Genomic DNA, 17669 nt, shown 5'->3' on the forward strand with positions numbered 1-17669 from the left:
AATAAAATGAAACACAAACATCTCACAATTTACACAACTACATTGTTGATTACAGCCCTCCTCAGTTGTAATTCAACAAGCACAACAAAACAGGAAACAAATTCTTCGGAGGCAGCACTGGCAATGGTTGCAGAAGGCAATCCGGAAGTAGCAGAGGTTACAGCAGCACCAAAAGTTCCGGCTCCTGTCGGCACCAGGGCTGCAAAAAAACTCATTGTAAATTTGGTAACTACAGAGATTGAGGGAATTATTGCAGACAGTATTCCTTATACATTCTGGACTTTCAACAACACTGTACCCGGAAGCTTTATACGAGTAAGAGAAGGTGATGAAGTGACATTAAATCTTAAAAACGATGCCAGCAGCATATTGCCACATAACATTGACCTGCATGCGGTAACCGGACCGGGTGGTGGTGCTGCAGCAACTACTGCGCCTCCAGGCAAAGAAGCTTCATTTTCTTTTAAAGCAATCAACAAAGGTCTTTATGTATATCATTGTGCTGCACCACCTGTACCCATGCATATTGGTAATGGCATGTATGGTCTTATATTGGTTGAACCTGCAGGCGGGTTAAAACCGGTTGACAGAGAATACTACATTATGCAAGGTGACTTTTACACAAAAGCTTCAGTAGTTAAAAAAGGTTTGATGGAGTTTGACAATGACAAAGCAGTTGCTGAAAATCCGGATTATGTTTTGTTTAATGGCAAAAAAGGTTCATTACTTGGAGCTAATATGATTGAGGCAAAGGTTGGAGAAACTGTTAGACTTTTTATTGGAAATGGTGGCCCAAACTTAACATCTTCATTTCACGTTATTGGAGAAATTTTTGACAATGTTTATCTCGAAGGCGGATCTACCGTTTCGCACAATATTCAAACAACAATGATTCCGGCAGGCGGATCGGCCATTGTAGAATTTAAATGTGACGTTCCGGGTGAATATGTTCTGGTTGATCACTCTCTTTCAAGAGCATTTAACAAAGGTTGTATTGGAAAACTTAAAGTTACCGGTGAGCCTAACGAGAAAGTATTCAGTGCAAAAACTTTGACAAAAGAATAACCCGCTTTTGTCAGCAAAAAATGCAACGTGAAACACTTAATCTTTTTTTTATTCATACTTGTTTTTGCATCCTGTTCTAAAGAAACCGAAAAGGAAACTGTTTACACTACCTTTCAGGTTAATAAAACTGATACATTACATAGTATAAAAAGCTCCGTTAAGATGGTTTATATTCCAGGAGGGGAATATAAACCATTCTACGGTTCTAACACCACATTGGTAAACGTAGCTCCTTTTTTAATGGACGAAAGAGCCGTGACTAATGAAGAATTTCTACAATTTGTCATTGCAAATCCTCAATGGCAAAAATCAAATATTAAAAGACTGTATGCAGACACCAACTATTTAAAGACATGGCCTACGGATATTTCATTACCTGAAAATGCATTGAAAGATGCTCCTGTATGTAATGTATCATGGTTTGCTGCTAAAGCATATGCTCAAAGTGTTGGCAAACGTTTGCCAACATTGGATGAATGGGAATTTGTAGCTATGGCAGATGAAGTTACAGCCAATGCAAGAAAGAAACCTAAATATTCAGATGACATCATTGATCTATATCTTCAAAAAAACAGGCAATTCAAATCTGTAAAACAAAGCCCACCAAACTATTGGGGTGTTTATAATATGTTTGATCTGATATGGGAATGGACTGATGATTTTAATGCTGTACTGACAACCGGTGATTCGCGAAATGGAGAATATAATGACAAGAGCCTTTTCTGTGCAGGTGGTGCTACTTCGGTAACTGATGTCATGAATTATGCAGCATACATGCGATTTGCACTCCGTACGTCCATCAAAGCTGATTACACTATTGGAAATTTAGGATTCCGGTGTGCTAATGACACAACAATAATTAAACAATAACACTATCATTTTATGAAACTCATTTCACTTTTTTGCATTTCGCTTTTAATGCTTGTTTCCTGCAAAGAAAAAACAGAATCCAAGCAGGATACAGAAGCAACTGAACAACTTCCTTCCAACTCAATTTTTAATCTCACCTCTGACTGGCAAAATCAAGACGGGAAAACAATAAAGCTAAATGACTTACAAGGCAAGACGCTGGTAGTAGTTATGATTTATACAACATGTAAAACTGCCTGTCCGATTCTTGTTGCAAAAATGAAAACGATTGAATCTAAATTTGATCGAAAAGACATTGATAAAATCAACCTCGTTTTAGTTTCTATTGATCCGAAAACTGATACTCCTGAGCACCTTAAAGAATTTTCGATTAAAAATGAAATGACCGGACCACAATGGACCTTTTTACGCTCTGATGAAAATGCAACCAAAGAATTTGCAAACGTGCTTTCTATGAAATATAAAAAGATTTCACCAATAGATTTTTCACATTCAAATATTATCAGCACATTTAAACCCAATGGAATTTTGGTAAGTCAGGAAGAAGGTGATATAAACGTTGATAAAGTTGTTGCAACTGTCAATCAAACAATCAGAAATAAATAAAAACACTTAATTAAGTTAACCATCGCTTTTTAACTTAAAATTACTTTTAATGAAGTAAGTAATACTATTTGTCTTCCAAAGCTATATTTGCATGATGGCAAAAAGATATTCTTTTTTTCAGTGGTTGTTTAGCTTTCTATATCCCGTCATCATACAAAAAGATCAATCGGACGTGAATAGCGTTTTAGAGACTACCTTGGAAAATGGCAAACTGGTTCTGAACGCTGCAAATGCCAATTACAGCTACGGAAGTCTTTACCGTGTTTTTATAAAAGCATTACTTCGTTTTAATATTAACATTAAGAACAAAAAGAAAATTTTAGTTCTTGGCATGGGTGGTGGAAGTGTTGTAAAGTTTTTACTTAAAAACAATTCGCAAGCACAACTTGATGCAGTTGAAATTGACCGGAAGATTATTAGCATTGCTAAAGAAATGTTTGACCTGACTCCCACAGACAGATTAAATATTTATGCAACAGATGCCATAGAATTCACACAGAAATGCACAGAGAAATACGACTTGATTTTAATAGACATTTTTATTGACGATGTTGTTCCTGAGTTTTGTTTCACAGAATCCATTTGGAAATCATTGCAAAACATTAGTCTTCCAACTTGTGACATTGTATTTAATGCCAGCATGAATCATAATTCCCAAAAACATAATCTTGAATCCCTCAGGCTGCTTAATATAAAAGAGAAAATCAAATTAGAACAAAACCTTTTTTTTCTGTTACAACCTACTGTGAGTAAGTAATTTGTAAGTGCCACATTTTTTTAATCCATTGCATTATATTTGCCCAATTAATGCAAACTCCATAACAAATGAAAAGACTCTACACAATAATAATCTTCCTTTCAATTACCTCAGGCGTTAAAGCACAAAATGCAACCCCCAATGCAGGTTTTGAAAACTGGAATGCTGTTGGAAACCGCTTTGACCCTGCCGACTGGAATAATTTGAATCCAAGTACTGCAATAATAGGTGTGCTAACATGCGCACGTGCCTCTGGTGCAGATGCTCACAGTGGCAACTATGCAATTAAATTAACCACTAAATTAATTCCGGCTTTTAATATCATAGCGAATGGTATTGCAAGCACAGGTACATTGATTACAACACCACCTTATGGTGTTTCAGGAGGCATTGCTTATACCGGTCGCCCTGACAGCATTACCGGATGGTATAAGTACACTCCTGCAGGTACAGATCAGGGGTTTGTAGAACTTCAACTGTTAGGAGCAACAAACACTGACACTATTGGATATGTGAGATTTGAAACACCTAATGCCACAGTTAGTACATACACACGATTTGCGGCTGCTGTCAACTATCTTTCTACAGCAACACCTTCAAATTCTATTTGGATTCTTTCTTCCAGCAAGGGAGTTGGGCCGATTGTAAACAGTCAGATTTTTATTGATGATATAGCAATGGTTTTTAATTCGTCATCAGTAAATACTATCAATTCAAAAAATGAAGTAACAATTCTTGGCAATGTCATAAAAGAAAAAATTCGATTTAACTATAAAAACACAGGTGTTTATCAATTCAGGTTGATAGATACTGCAGGACGTATTGTAGCAGACACTCAACTTAACTCACAACAAAGCACCGTAGATGTTACTTCTTTGGATGGTTTGTATTTTTATACCATAGAAAACAGTACAGGTATCATCAATACAGGAAAAATAATTATCAGGAATTAATATGCGCTATCTAAGTAACGCAAAAAAAACTTTTTTCTTAATAATCGTAATCCTCCTGTCAGGCATTTCCTGCATTGCACAAATGGGTGTGTTGAAAGGAAACGTTTATTTAAAGCAAAGTGGAGAACCTGTTGCCGGTGCCGGTATTTTTCCTCTCCATGACAAGTCAATAGGTGTGGCATCTGATGCTGATGGAAGTTATGAGATAAATCTTCCTGTTGGAAAACAAACTATAGTATATGCACTGACAGGTTTGAGAAATGATACACTTACATTAGATATTAAAGATGGTATAGAGACTATCCGTAATATCTACCTAACATCAAACCTTAAAAATCTTAATGTAGTTGTTGTTTCTGCAAGTAAGTACGAACAGCGTATTGAAGATATTACTGTAAGCATGGAAGTTATCAGTCCAAAGCTTATTGAAAACAGAAACACCACAAATGTAACCAGTGTGCTGGAGCAAACTCCCGGTGTTACTATATTAGATCAGGAGCCTCAAATTCGCGGTGGCAGTGGTTTTAGTTTTGGTGTTGGCAGCCGTGTAGCAACACTCATTGACGGACTCCCTATAATGACAGGAGATGCCGGTCGTACTGATTGGCAATTTATTCCTGTAGAAAACATTGAACAGATTGAAGTAATTAAAGGTGCTTCTTCTGTATTATATGGCTCATCAGCGTTAAGTGGAACAATTAATTTCAGGACAGCATATCCAAAAGAGCGTTATCACACCTACTTAAGAACCTATGGTGGTGTTTATGATAAACCATCAAACAGAGAAGCAAAGTGGTGGGATGGCCCTGCAACTTTTTCAGGTATCAACTTTTTACATAGTGAGAAAATCAATCGCTGGGATTTAATCATTGGAGGTAACGGATTATATGATCACGGATTTATTGGCCCTCCTTTAGCAATGAGTTCTTTGCCTTTTCAGGATACAACTATCAGCAATAATGATGTTGCATCCCGCTGGGGCAGGTTAAACTTTAACATCCGTCATCGTTTCAAAAATATTGAAGGACTTTCAGCTGGTATCAACGGAAATTTTATGCAGTCGCACTCCAATTTTTCTTTGGTATGGGCAAATGACAGCACAGGAATTTACAATGCATTTCCAAAAACCATGACACTTACCGATTCAAAAACATTTTATATTGACCCCTACATCAGCCTTACAGGAAAGAAAGGCTCATCACATCAACTGCGTTCGCGTATTTTCTATGCCGATAATGACAATGGCAACGATCAGTCAAATAAAACAAATGTATATCTTGCTGAATATCGTTTTAACCGCGAAATAATTTCATTAGGAAGATTAAATGTTACATCAGGAGCCTATTTTCAGCAATCATTCAGTCAGGCCTCACTGTATGCAGGAAGCGGCAGCAATAAAAACACACTTGAAAACTATGCAGCATTTATACAATTGGAAAAAAAGCTGATAAAAAAACTTTTGGTGTCAGCTGGTTTCAGAGCTGAATATTTTGAAATGAACAATAAAGATGCACAACTAGAACCCATTTTGCGTGCAGGATTAAATTATCAACTTACAGAAGGAACTTTTATCCGTTGCTCCTATGGACAAGGCTATCGTTACCCTACCATTGCTGAAAAATTTATAGAAACCGGTGCCGGTGGAATTTCTGTTTTTCCAAATCCGGAGGTAAGACCGGAATCAAGCTGGAATGCAGAAGCAGGAATAAAGCAAGGTTTTAAGATAGGAAATTTTTTTGGTTTTGCTGATATAGCAGTTTTTGAACAACGCTATCACAACACCATTGAATATATTTATGCATTATGGCAACCCGATCAGTTAGCCGGATTTAAATTTGTGAATACAGGAAACTCACGTGTTAAAGGGCTTGAAGTTTCCATTATGGGTGAAGGAAAACCAGTCCGCAATTTCTCCATAAGCTTTTTGGGTGGATATACATATACACTGCCCCAAAGTCTGGAGCCTGACTACATCTTTGCCACAGACAACCCTCCAACAGATTTTTTACCCGACTCATTATCATACAGCAACACCAGCACAGACACCTCAAAAAATATTCTCAAATACCGATTTCAGCATATTGCCAAAATGGATATTGAGCTAACATGGAAATTTATTTCTTTAGGTTACGGATTTCGTTTTTACAGTTTCATGAAAAACATTGATAAAAAGTTTTATGATCTTGATGAAACAGTTTTACCTACAGGTGTAAAAGCTTATCGCGAAAAAAATGACAAAGGCACCTTGGTGCATGACCTTCGCTTAGGGTTCAAACTAAGCGATGTTTTTAAAGCATCATTTTTAGTAAACAATGCCACAAACCTTGAATACTCATTGCGTCCATTAAAAATTGAGTCGCCAAGAAATTATACCTTGCAACTTACAGCAGCCTTTTAAAAAGACCTTTACTTGTTAAAAAGGCATTACTCTCTTTATTTTAGGCTGTTAAACCGTGTCTGAACTTAACCCTTTAATCAAGTCTAACTTAGGCTGTTAAAGATATTTTTTTATGAAGAACGATGAATACTTCAGCCAAATAGCAGAAAAATGAAAAATTTTTGCTCTATAAGGCTTTGAATGTAAATTGTTTTTATACATTTGCAGCCTCAAAAAAAACGTTTGGCCCGTTCGTCTAGGGGTTAGGACATCTCCCTTTCACGGAGGAAACACGAGTTCGATTCTCGTACGGGCTACAAAAATAATTAAGGATTAATATCCATCAATAAAAAGTAAAAACTGTAATTATGGCAAATCACAAGTCAGCAGTAAAAAGAATTCGCGCCAACGGTGCTAAAAAAGACAGAAACCGTTATCAGGCAAAAACTTCGCGTAATGCTTTGAAAGAACTGCGCACCACTACCGATAAGAAAGAAGCTGAAAAGATGCTTCCTGAAGTATCCGGTATGCTTGATAAAATGGCAAAAAAGAATCTTATTCATAAGAATAAAGCTGCCAACCTTAAGTCAAGTATTACAAAATACGTTGCTGCTTTAAAATAATTCTCATAATTTTGAATTTTAAGCTCGCTAAAATGCGGGCTTTTTTTGTTTAACACCTTATCTTAGCAGTATGGATGAACCTAAAAACATTAAATCGTGGTCGGAGAGTGACAGGCCTCGCGAAAAACTCCTTGAAAAAGGTAAGGAAGCTTTAACCGACAGTGAGTTACTAGCCATCCTTATCCGTTCAGGTACCCGTCAGGAATCTGCTGTTGATTTGGCCAAAAGGATACTAAACAATACCCGTAACGAGCTTTCAGAATTATCTAAGCTATCAGTAAAAGATATGATGAAGTACAAAGGCATGGGTAAAGTAAAGGCTATTACAATTGTTGCGGCACTTGAGTTAGGGCGCAGACGCGCACAGGCTCAGGCTCTGGAAAGACAAAAAATAATTTCAAGCAAAGATGCAGTAGCTTTTTTTAAAGCCATGCTTGCTGATTTGCCGCATGAAGAATTCAGAATACTTTTATTGGACCGCGCCAATCAGATTATCAAGTCAGAAAACATCAGTAAAGGTGGTGTGTCGGGAACTGTGGTTGATGCACGTATTATCTTTAAATCGGCAATAGAAAATTTAGCTTCCGGAATTATCCTTTGCCACAATCATCCAAGCGGTAATCCTAAACCAAGTCAGGCAGATGTTAACCTGACTTCAAAACTAAGCAATGCAGGAAAATTACTGGAAATAAACATATTAGATCACGTGATTATTGCCGGTGACGATTATTACAGTTTTGCGGATGAGGGGCAACTTTGATTTTTCAACACCCTGTTTACAAGTAAAAAATCTTATATCCGATTTAATGGTAACTTTGCGAAACTTTTCGAAATGAAATACGCACATAAATCACCCGCTGTATTGTTGCTTCAAGACGGTACGGTATTTTATGGAAAGTCGGCAGGCAAAATTGGAACTGCCACCGGTGAAATTTGTTTTAACACCGGTATGACAGGCTATCAGGAAATATTTACTGACCCAAGTTATAAATCGCAGATTATGGTGATGACCTCTGTACACATCGGAAATTATGGTGTGTGCCAGACAGAGTCAGAATCATCAGCAGCAAAAATATCTGCATTGATATGCCGTAATTTCTCTGACCATTTTTCAAGAAAAAAAGCCGATCAGAGTTTACAGGATTATTTTATTGAAAATAATATGGTTGTTGTATCTGATGTTGATACACGTGCCATCGTACAACACATCCGCAGCAAAGGTGCAATGAATGCTATTGTTTCTTCTGAAGAAACAGACCTCGTAAAATTGAATGCATTGTTGGCCAAGGTACCCTCTATGGAAGGGCTTGAATTATCAAGCACTGTCACAACAGGTAAATCATACACTTATGGCGACCCTGCATCAGCATTACATGTAGCTGTAATAGATTTGGGCGTAAAAGAAAACACCTTACGTTGTCTTGCTGACAGAGGATGTTATGTAAAAGTTTTTCCGATGAACACTTCTTTTGAAGAGATGGAAAAATTCAATCCACAAGGTTATATGGTTTCCAATGGCCCCGGTGACCCTGCAGCCATGCCTGCCATGGTTGATACCGTAAAAAAGATTCTCAATTCCGATAAAGCACTGATGGGAATATGCCTGGGTCATCAGCTACTTGCAGAAGCCTGTGGGATAAAAACATTTAAAATGTTTAATGGACATCGCGGCATCAATCATCCTGTAAAAAATATGGTAACAGGCCGTGCAGAAGTCACATCACAAAACCATGGCTTCGGAGTCATTCCGGAAGATACTTTCAAAAATACAGCGATTGAAATTACACATGTAAACCTTAACGATCAAAGTATTGAAGGTATCCGAGTGAAAAACAAAAAAGCTTTTTCTGTGCAATATCATCCGGAAGCCGCGCCCGGCCCTAATGATGCACGCTATCTTTTTGATAACTTCGTAAATGCCGTTAGGGAAGTAAAAGAGCAGGCTGTTACGGTATAGGCTGACCTCCTGTTTTTAATACCAGTTTTTATTTAAAGTACATAGCGGCCATTGGCAATATTTACTCTTGTCCGTGAGGCAGCCCTCTAGCAATTACATGACATAATTTTCCCAAGCATAATTTCCGTAAAAATAAATTTTTCGGTTGTAATTAATTAAAAAGATTCTCCACCCTACTGCGACAGCGTAAATCTAATCGTAATACCCACAGCAGTATTGGCATTGGGGTAAGAAGTTGACACCACCGGTGTATTGATTGTTTTCTCAAAGAAGAATCTTAAATTGAGTCGTTCACTCACCGTATAATCAGAAGCCAGCTTGATAGAGATGATGGTTAAACCTGCAGTTGGCTGATTTGTTCCTTCAACCAATTTTCGGAGTATAGTAGTGTTCTTCCGAACTGAAAAATCTAATGTGGTATTCAAATCGTTAGATCTGCGTGAGTTAACACTCTTAAACAGTCCGAAAGGAAACTTAAAGTTTGGAATACGATAACCTGCACCAAAAGTAAACTCGCGGCCTTTTACCTCTGTTACCTGAATGCCTGCAAGTGTGAGTGAAATGTTACGATCGCGTTTGTATTCAAATCGTGTAGTGAAATTTCCACCGGAAGAACGACCACCACGCTCTGTGGCAGATTTGCTGCCTGACGATTTATTATTTCTGTTTTTCCAGGTTATGTCAATTCCAATTAATGGACTAAACTGCTCGCTTAAACTCACCTGCCCTATTTGTCGCTTAGGAATAAAATCCATGTTGATGTCGCGTGCATTGCCGCCCGGAACATAAGAAACATCAGTAGTAAAGCTGTTTACATTATAAGTTGAGCGATAGCCGTGGTTGAGGTTAACACTCTGGAAAAGATTTTTTACAAATGCAATCTTGGTAAGTCCATCATAACGTACTGTCCAGTTTGGAAGTGGTATGGAGGGAAATAAATCAAGCGACATGCGTGATGCACTCTTTTTAGAATAGGCCGAAAGGAATGACAAAATCACAACCTCTTGTGATGTTCCGCTGTAACCATCTCTGTAGCCATCAATGCCCACACCGGAAGAGTTAGGATTTTCATTACCTAATCTTTCCGAAAGGATTTTTCTGTTTTCGGCAAAGCGCTCAAATATTGTAGATGAATAATCTTTTCTGTCTTTGGTGAATGATGTTCCCCACATCAGATTGCTGATACTGAAATTACCTGTTTCTACTCTTGCCAATGTTTCATAATAACGACCATTAGCACGAGGGCTGTTGAAGGCTCTGTAATTTTCAGTTGTACTTAATGAGTAATTGCGGTTAAAGTTTACATCTATATTAAATCCGGTAAAAGGTTCAAGTGTGGCTCTTCCTGTGATGTTTTGTGTATAGGTAGAAGTAAACTGACTGTTAAAAGTTGAGTCTGTTGTAAGCCAACCATTCTTTGCCGCTCGTTCTCTGATGTCCTGATTCTGACTACCGAAAGTAAATGCAAAACCCGGTGCACTGCTGCCATCCCAATTCTGACCTAACCACTCACTCTGTCTGTTAAAGCCTGGCAACAACAATCCATTGGTTTCATTCCAGTTAAACGATACATTTTTCAAACTGAAAATAACTTTCGCTAAGGCTTTTATTGCCGGATTTATTTCTTGTTCCTTCTTCTTCTCCGGAGGTTTAACGCTCTTTGTCTTTAAGCTGTCTTTTGCAGCATCAGGTGCTTTTGCTTCAACTTTTGGCTCCTTCTTTTTTGGAGTCTTTGGCTTTGGAGGTGCTGTTAACTTCTTGTACAATTTCCACTTATTGTATAGAGAAGTCATGTTCAAACTATTGTTAACCTGAATAGAATTTGAGTTTTGAATTGTATTACCCAAAGCCGGATTTGTATAATACCTTCCATTGTCAGGGTTCACTATTAATGGTGATGCTGTCCAGTGATAGGTTGTGCTGTAGCGTGTGTTTATACTAATCCAATCTGTTATAGGCAACTTATTTAATGGAAGATTGTACGATAAAGATGCATTATGCATGTAATCTGTATTGCGTCCTAAGTTGAAAAAGTTTTTCCTTACAGAATCGCGTTTTTCTTCTGAGTTTAATGCACCATCAGGTTCATCAACTTTGCTTTGATTGTTGGCATTAAATTCAAACTTCAATGCACGGGTTATATCCCAACTTGTACCATATTGACGATTCATGGTAAATCGCTTGTCATACAACACCGGAATAGAGTTGTCTGAAACTCCCTGATTCAGTACTGCATTTACATCACGCACTTTAAGCTCGCCATAGTGTCTGTTTACATCCCATCTGAAATTAAAGGTTGACGGCATATAATTAAAATTAAAATCTTTAACCGGGCGCAGGTACTTCGACTTACCTTTCATTTTACTGAATGGCGTAATTGGCTTGGGGTTGGTATTAAAATTATAGCCTATTGCACCAAGGTAATCTTTCTGAATATCATATTCAGTATTGATATTTCTCCTATATACTTCAGTGTAGCCATACGTAAAATTAAAATTTTCAATATCATAAATTCTAGACTTCGATGCATTCTTCCCAGTCTTATTTTTCTTGACGTTGGTAAAGTTCAAACTCTTCCTTCGTGTATAATCCTGAGAAAAACGTTTCCTGTTTTGCTTGCGTTTGGAATCATCAATATTGCTGATTGACCGGCTGAATTCAATATCAGGGTCAAGAGGGTCGTATTGTGGGTTGCTGAAAACTTCACCATAGCCAAAATACATTGGCACTGTGAGGCCTGTGCTTGAAGGGAAAAATTTACCCAACTCAAGCGATGTGGCAACATCATAATTGGTGACATCCTCTTTACTGCGCTCGCCCACCTTACTCTCTAAGCTTCCGAAACCATGTGTGGAATAGCCTCCTGAAACAGATACATTACCCAGGTCGGCAAGTTTTACCTGCGCACGACCGATGGTAGCCCAGCCGCCTTTATCATTAAAGTCAGACATACGGAATTCATTAAACCATACCTCTGCACACTTCGCCAATCCGTCATCCGGTGGTCGTGGTGGGAATGCAGGATTCTCACCGCTTGGATTCCACAATCCCAACATCATAACTTTCACTTCGCTCAATGTAGGGTTTCCTTTTATAAAAATTACATTGTTGCCATCCAACTTCGAGTACTCATCTGTAAAAGCAACACCGGCATTATTACGTTCCAGCTTGGCATCGGTTAGTTTATCCAAATCAATATCAAAATCATTCTCTTTTGGCCAAATAACGGTAGGGTCGGTGCTGCCAAAAGGAGTCATTTTTAATGGAATGCGGTAGTCGTAATAGTTGTCTGTAAAGTCAGAACCTAAACGAACAACTGCGTAAAGCTCACCATCGTTGGTTGGATTTGCCGGTGGCAAAAACGACTCGGCATGAATAACCATTTTAACATGCTTGTAATTACGCATGTCGAGTGTTGTGTTTTTATAACAAACCTTCATGTCACCATCAGCAAGTTCGCAAACTTTAAATGAAAGCGATTGCTCGTTAAGCTGACGCTGATTTGTTGAGGTAACATCTATTTCACGTTCAAAATCAGGTGGCAGAACATAGTTAATAGGCTCGCGGTTACTATTTTCTTCGAGTGAAACAGCTCCTACATCAAACACTGCAGGCTGACTTAGAATACCTGTGAGTTTGTAATCATACTTCCTCCACTCACCTCTCAGGAATTCAAATTTTGCCAAACGAAGAACCTTGGGGCCGCTAAATCCTTTTGCGAAAACACGAATAAATTTTACCGATTTTAAATCAGAAATCTGTCCGATGCGCTCGCGGGTTGGATCGTTAACAGGAATTTTAATAAGATACCATGTGATGGTCTTGCCTGATGCATCAGGCAGGTTTAATGCAGCTACATTTTCCAACACATCACTAACATAATTTTGTCCAACCACCAACTTTGAAGGATCAATGTCAACTTTATATTGAAAATAATTTTCGTCAACTTCCATTCCGTTAATACGGTTTGCATCTTCGGCATCGGGAGTTTGCGTGCTTGAAGGAACAAAAGTTCCACTTCCTGCAACAGGTGAATTATTTTCTGTGCCGTTAAAGTTTTTATAACGCTTCAAGATTCCATCGGCATTGGTATAAGCATCGCCTCTGAAATAACTGAAATCATCAGACGAAGGGTCATCATGAATGGCATCTTTAACAGTCTGATTAGTTACGTTGGCATCAATGTAGTCGAGAAAGTTGGTTAGGAAATGCAATTTCTCATCATCATTTCCCAAACCGTCTAAACCCACGTCCTGCTGCTTACGTGTACTTTCATCTCTGTCAAATGCGTATAATACATTCTGTGCAACGGGAGTCCGCCCCCATGCATTCTGACGGTATGCTGCCGGTGTTGCTGTAGTAGGTAACCCATTCTCATAACTTTCATATCCATCGCGCAACACATCTTCAGAAATATCACCAAGGTTAAAATACAATGTCCCCGTATTGGATAAACTTGAGTCGGGTGCATCGCCATTGAAAGGGTCCATCAGCCAAAACTGAATGTACTGAATATTTGACTCTTCAAAATTGCTGGTTTCCACTTTTCGCATAAAGCCGCCCCAACGCGATGAAGGATCTACCAGATTACCATTAGCATTAATTCCTGCAGATAATCCCGCACGTGCAGACGTTTCATAGTTATATGGTCCGCGTTCATCCGGATAAAAAGAAATATCGAAAGTATTCATATAAGGAACAATGCCATTGCTGTATTGTCGCTTTGGGAATAATTCCTTTTCGCTTATTTGCCTAACGTTGTGATTACTTCTTTCTGCTGCTGATAATGACACGGTGCTGTTACTTCTGTAAAAAGCTGTCGGGTCTATATTGTACCAGGCTATTTTAGCACGATTGTAACCATAACCGAGCGTATCGTTTGTGGCACTCACATAATCAAATTCAGGAAAGAGTGTAGGTTGAAATCTTGGAACAGAAGCTAAAAACCACTGACCTGCAATATTTAATGGAATAGTACTCTGTGTACCTTCAAAGGCATCAATATAGGCATTACCTTTTTTACCAATTGCTTTACTATGTCCTGGAAGTAAATAAGCAAATTCACCATTGAGTGATACCGATGATTCTTCTTTTGTATTAATCAATGGAATTTTATCAACCAACTTTGTGATGAATCGTGAGCGAGTACGATAAGTTCCGTCCAAACCAAAAATTGAGTTCGAAATAGGTTCATCACCAATGTTAACTTTTCGGGTAATAGGTCTTTCGTTGAGGTGCATAAAGGTTCCGCCAACAGCAAAATCTTTACTGAACTTGTAATCGAACCGTGCACCCATCAATGTCTTTGACTGAACGGAAAACAAAGAATTACTCTCTAAAGAAACTTTAATAGGTGTTGCGGAATTAAGTACTGATGTGTTGATGATTTTTACCCGACCTAAATTGTAGTCAACCGTATAATCCTGATTTTCGACTAACTCAGTTCCACCGGCAGTTACTTTTACAGAGCCTTGTGGAATGTTGATGGCATTGAGCGAAATTTCAGAACCTGATGAACTCTGATAGGAGCCTTTCAGCTTAAATTTGTTTTTGCCCTGTGCCAAGGCAATTGTTTTGGTTGAATCGTAAAGCTCTTTAAACACATATTTTGCTGCCGTTGATGTATTTGAAAATTTCGATTCAAGATAACGCCCGAATGGTTCTACAGAGGGCAGAATAATTCTTCCGGTAGCACTATTTACTGTTATTCCTTCAACATAATCAAAAATACCGTCACCGGATTGTGTTGCATCACCACTGGAGTTCAGGTTATCGGCATTAAGTATTCTGATAAGACTTTTATTAGCAATCTTTGGTTCGTTTGGCTCAGGCAACTGACGCACATAACTTCCGGCAGCATTGTCGAAGTAAAGAACATCCAATCTGAATTTTTCGCTTGAAATCTGAAAAGCGTTCAGATTATAGACATTTTTCATCATCAGTTTCCACGATGGTAGTGTCGTGTTAAAATTCCTGCCTCTGATAAGTTTTACAATAAGTGGTTGAGATGGGTCAATACCAGATGTAGTGAGTTCTCCTACTCTGTAAACTTTACCGTTAACCGTATATTCAAATGCAACAGCTAATGCCTGGTCATTACGCAATTCGGAGTTAAGCGAGATAAATCCTAATTTTTCATTGTAAGTAAAATCTGTACTACTGAGTTTTTTTGCATTGGTAATTAACTCATAGTCCTGCTGTGGCGAAAAATTGTAAACTGAAGATAATGGGTCGAGTACAGAAGATGCAGACTGAAAATTACGAATACCACTATAGGTTGTTGTTAGTTTCTGATAGAGGTTGTTTGACAGCTGGTCTGACGGATAAACAGATGTGCCTTGTCCAACAAAAGAGGAAGCATAGGCATTGTACTCTCCCAAATCCTGCATGGCTACGAGGTTTCTTGTCTGATCCTGTGAGTTGAAGTTTACCTGAGTAATCCAGACTTCTATTTTGGTGATGCTGATGGGTGAAACAATGGTAGGCAATTTGCTTACCGCTTCATCATAATGTTCTCTGAAATATTGAGAGATGTAAAAGTGCCTGTTGGCTTCATACTGATCACCATCAATATCAAAATTAGTGACCTGGCCACCTCCGGGAGGTACATTGATGGTGCTTGCCTGCCCTTTTTGCTGTGAGAAAATTGTTGTAACGCCAAGTCTTCCGAACTGCAACTGTGTTTTTATCCCGAACAAACTCTGGCTACCTTTTATTAATGTCCCCGTTAATGGTAAGGTAACGTTTCCTGCTTCTATTTTTCTGATAATCTCATCTTCATAGCCTGTATATTCAAGCTTCATTTGGTTTTCGAAATCGAAACTCGCTTCGGTGTTGTAGTTGACACTGAGTTTCATCTTCTCTCCTATGTTTCCAATTACATTCATTTGAATTTTCTCGTTAAAATCAAAAGATGTAAGGCGTCTTTGTTTTTCCGGGATCTGTGGATTGTCGGTGCGGTTGATGTTAACTCCAAAAGTCAATTCTGCAGAGCCCTGTGGGCGAATGTCTATGGTGTTGCCACCAAATATCCTGTCAAATGTTTCGCCTGCAACATAAATTTTAGGAATTAGCGGTTTGCGGGTAATGGCATCTTCACCTTCTGCCCTTTCTTTCCAATATTGCTGTGTTGATTTACGAAACTGATCTTCTTTAAACTCCTCAAATGTCATGTAGGAAGGGTTACGGAAAAAATCTTTGCCTATTTTTTCATTTATGTCGTACTCTCTTGTTTCGGGGTTGTATTCAACTGAGGTATTAACATTGGAAGGTGTGGTTCCGTAAAGCGGGCTATGATCGTAAGGGTTGGAATATGGGTCGGTTAACCTGTCGTTAAAAGGATAAGGAAGGTTAACAGGAGTATCAACAGGAAATGGAATGGTACGTGTTCCTGTAAGGTCTGAATAGTCTGAAAAAGATGATGGACTGCCTCCGCCATTGACATACATCAACGGGAATGCAAACAAACTTAATACTGAATAACGAAGCAATTTTAGTCCTTGCAAAATATCTGATATTTGGGGTTCCTACAAATGAGTGATAAAAAATTTTCCGGCTAAAAATAAAACAAAAAATCAAACGGTTTAAAGGTAAAAATCAACAGTTACGGACACTTTTTTAATGCTTTATTTTGGTTAAAATGAAGTATTTTTTACAGGTTCGTATTTATAAATTTTTTAAAGCTTCTCTCAGCAAAACCTCAACAGACTGAAACTCACCACCACCAGCCATCACTTTATTTAGCTCTTTTTCAGCCACATTTCTGTTAAAGCCAAGAGTAAGCAAAGCACTTAACGCTTCTTCCTTAATTGTATTGCCTTGTGTTAATAAAACCGGTGCAGAGGCGCCTGCCTTTCCTAACTTGTCTTTAAGGTCTATGACTATGCGCTGTGCGGTTTTGTCGCCTATGCCTTTAATTTTTTTAATTACAGCCACATTGCCTGTGGTTATGGCACTTTGCAATTCTGTAGTGCTTAGCGATGAAAGCATGACTCTGGCAGTGCCCGGACCCACACCTGATACTGAAATAAGATTACGGAAAAGCTGTCTTTCATCTTCATCGGCAAAACCAAAAAGAAGGTGTGCATCTTCTTTAATAGATAAATGGGCATAAACTTTTGCACTCTGTGCATCTTTAAGTTTTGAATAAGTTTGCAGTGAGACCTGTAGTTGATATCCTACTCCATTGGCTTCAACAACAATGTAGGTGGCAGTTGCATGGGTTATTTTTCCTGAAATATAATCGTACATTATCTTTTATAATTTTTTGCTACGCTAAAACGCGACCTCAAACGTACGGAAAGTTGATGAGTTGACGAATTACTGAACTTTTGAATTGCCATGTTGAAGAACTGATGCATGTGTCAAATGAAATTATAAATACACTAATGTTTAGTGGCTTTTCTAGATACACATTATGAAATTTGGAAAGTAAAACAAAAACAACCCTATCCTATACTCC

11 protein-coding genes and 1 tRNA gene are annotated in these 17669 nt (G+C 38.3%); 10 read left to right on the forward strand and 2 right to left on the reverse strand.

Annotation, left to right across the window (positions count from 1 at the left end; genetic code table 11):
- The first annotated feature begins 6 nt into the window (after positions 1–6).
- The 10 genes from nirK to carA all read left to right on the forward strand — a co-directional run bounded on the left by nirK (position 7) and on the right by carA (position 9208).
- Positions 7–1065 (forward strand): copper-containing nitrite reductase, encoded by a 1059-nt coding sequence (gene nirK / locus V9G42_13105; GenBank protein ID MEI2760361.1) that lies wholly within the window; start codon positions 7–9, stop codon positions 1063–1065.
- Between the two features lie 27 nt (positions 1066–1092).
- Positions 1093–1935 carry a formylglycine-generating enzyme family protein gene (locus V9G42_13110; protein MEI2760362.1) on the forward strand — a complete coding sequence of 281 codons (843 nt, stop codon included), beginning with the start codon at positions 1093–1095 and terminating at the stop codon, positions 1933–1935.
- Positions 1936–1947: 12 nt separating this feature from the next.
- On the forward strand, positions 1948–2541 hold the full coding sequence (locus V9G42_13115) for an SCO family protein (protein ID MEI2760363.1): 594 nt from the start codon (positions 1948–1950) through the stop codon (positions 2539–2541).
- A gap of 91 nt (positions 2542–2632) precedes the next feature.
- Positions 2633–3298: a spermine synthase gene (locus tag V9G42_13120; GenBank protein ID MEI2760364.1), complete on the forward strand. Its 666-nt coding sequence runs from the start codon at positions 2633–2635 to the stop codon at positions 3296–3298.
- A 68-nt stretch (positions 3299–3366) separates the two neighbouring features.
- The gene (locus V9G42_13125) at positions 3367–4251 is read left to right on the forward strand and encodes a T9SS type A sorting domain-containing protein (GenBank protein MEI2760365.1); all 885 of its coding nucleotides are present in this window, start codon (positions 3367–3369) and stop codon (positions 4249–4251) included.
- A gap of 82 nt (positions 4252–4333) precedes the next feature.
- Entirely contained in the window at positions 4334–6649 is a 2316-nt protein-coding gene (locus V9G42_13130) for a TonB-dependent receptor (protein MEI2760366.1), read from the forward strand.
- 224 nt (positions 6650–6873) lie between these two features.
- Positions 6874–6945: transfer RNA gene (locus V9G42_13135), tRNA-Glu, on the forward strand.
- 51 nt (positions 6946–6996) lie between these two features.
- Positions 6997–7251, forward strand: coding sequence for a 30S ribosomal protein S20 (rpsT, locus tag V9G42_13140; GenBank protein MEI2760367.1), 255 nt, complete (start codon positions 6997–6999; stop codon positions 7249–7251).
- A 70-nt stretch (positions 7252–7321) separates the two neighbouring features.
- Complete coding sequence (gene radC, locus V9G42_13145) at positions 7322–8011, forward strand: DNA repair protein RadC (GenBank protein ID MEI2760368.1); 690 nt, start codon at positions 7322–7324, stop codon at positions 8009–8011.
- A gap of 72 nt (positions 8012–8083) precedes the next feature.
- Complete coding sequence (carA, locus tag V9G42_13150; protein ID MEI2760369.1) at positions 8084–9208, forward strand: glutamine-hydrolyzing carbamoyl-phosphate synthase small subunit; 1125 nt, start codon at positions 8084–8086, stop codon at positions 9206–9208.
- Positions 9209–9381: 173 nt separating this feature from the next.
- Here carA and sprA read toward each other — a convergent pair whose 3' ends face one another.
- Positions 9382–16698 carry a cell surface protein SprA gene (gene sprA, locus V9G42_13155; protein ID MEI2760370.1) on the reverse strand — a complete coding sequence of 2439 codons (7317 nt, stop codon included), beginning with the start codon at positions 16696–16698 and terminating at the stop codon, positions 9382–9384.
- A gap of 175 nt (positions 16699–16873) precedes the next feature.
- Complete coding sequence (gene ruvA / locus V9G42_13160) at positions 16874–17458, reverse strand: Holliday junction branch migration protein RuvA (GenBank protein ID MEI2760371.1); 585 nt, start codon at positions 17456–17458, stop codon at positions 16874–16876.
- Between the last annotated feature and the right edge of the window lie 211 nt (positions 17459–17669).

The organism is Bacteroidia bacterium (assembly GCA_037045145.1).
GTDB lineage: Bacteria > Bacteroidota > Bacteroidia > AKYH767-A > OLB10 > OLB10.

Excerpts from the sequence above, each read along its gene's own strand:
- V9G42_13115 (MEI2760363.1), top strand. The coding sequence starts at position 1,948 with ATGAAACTCATTTCACTTTTTTGCATTTCGCTTTTAATGCTTGTTTCC.
- rpsT (MEI2760367.1), top strand. The coding sequence starts at position 6,997 with ATGGCAAATCACAAGTCAGCAGTAAAAAGAATTCGCGCCAACGGTGCT.
- V9G42_13130 (MEI2760366.1), top strand. The coding sequence starts at position 4,334 with ATGGGTGTGTTGAAAGGAAACGTTTATTTAAAGCAAAGTGGAGAACCT.
- V9G42_13125 (MEI2760365.1), top strand. The coding sequence starts at position 3,367 with ATGAAAAGACTCTACACAATAATAATCTTCCTTTCAATTACCTCAGGC.
- radC (MEI2760368.1), top strand. The coding sequence starts at position 7,322 with ATGGATGAACCTAAAAACATTAAATCGTGGTCGGAGAGTGACAGGCCT.
- ruvA (MEI2760371.1), bottom strand. The coding sequence starts at position 17,458 with ATGTACGATTATATTTCAGGAAAAATAACCCATGCAACTGCCACCTAC.
- nirK (MEI2760361.1), top strand. The coding sequence starts at position 7 with ATGAAACACAAACATCTCACAATTTACACAACTACATTGTTGATTACA.
- carA (MEI2760369.1), top strand. The coding sequence starts at position 8,084 with ATGAAATACGCACATAAATCACCCGCTGTATTGTTGCTTCAAGACGGT.
- V9G42_13120 (MEI2760364.1), top strand. The coding sequence starts at position 2,633 with ATGATGGCAAAAAGATATTCTTTTTTTCAGTGGTTGTTTAGCTTTCTA.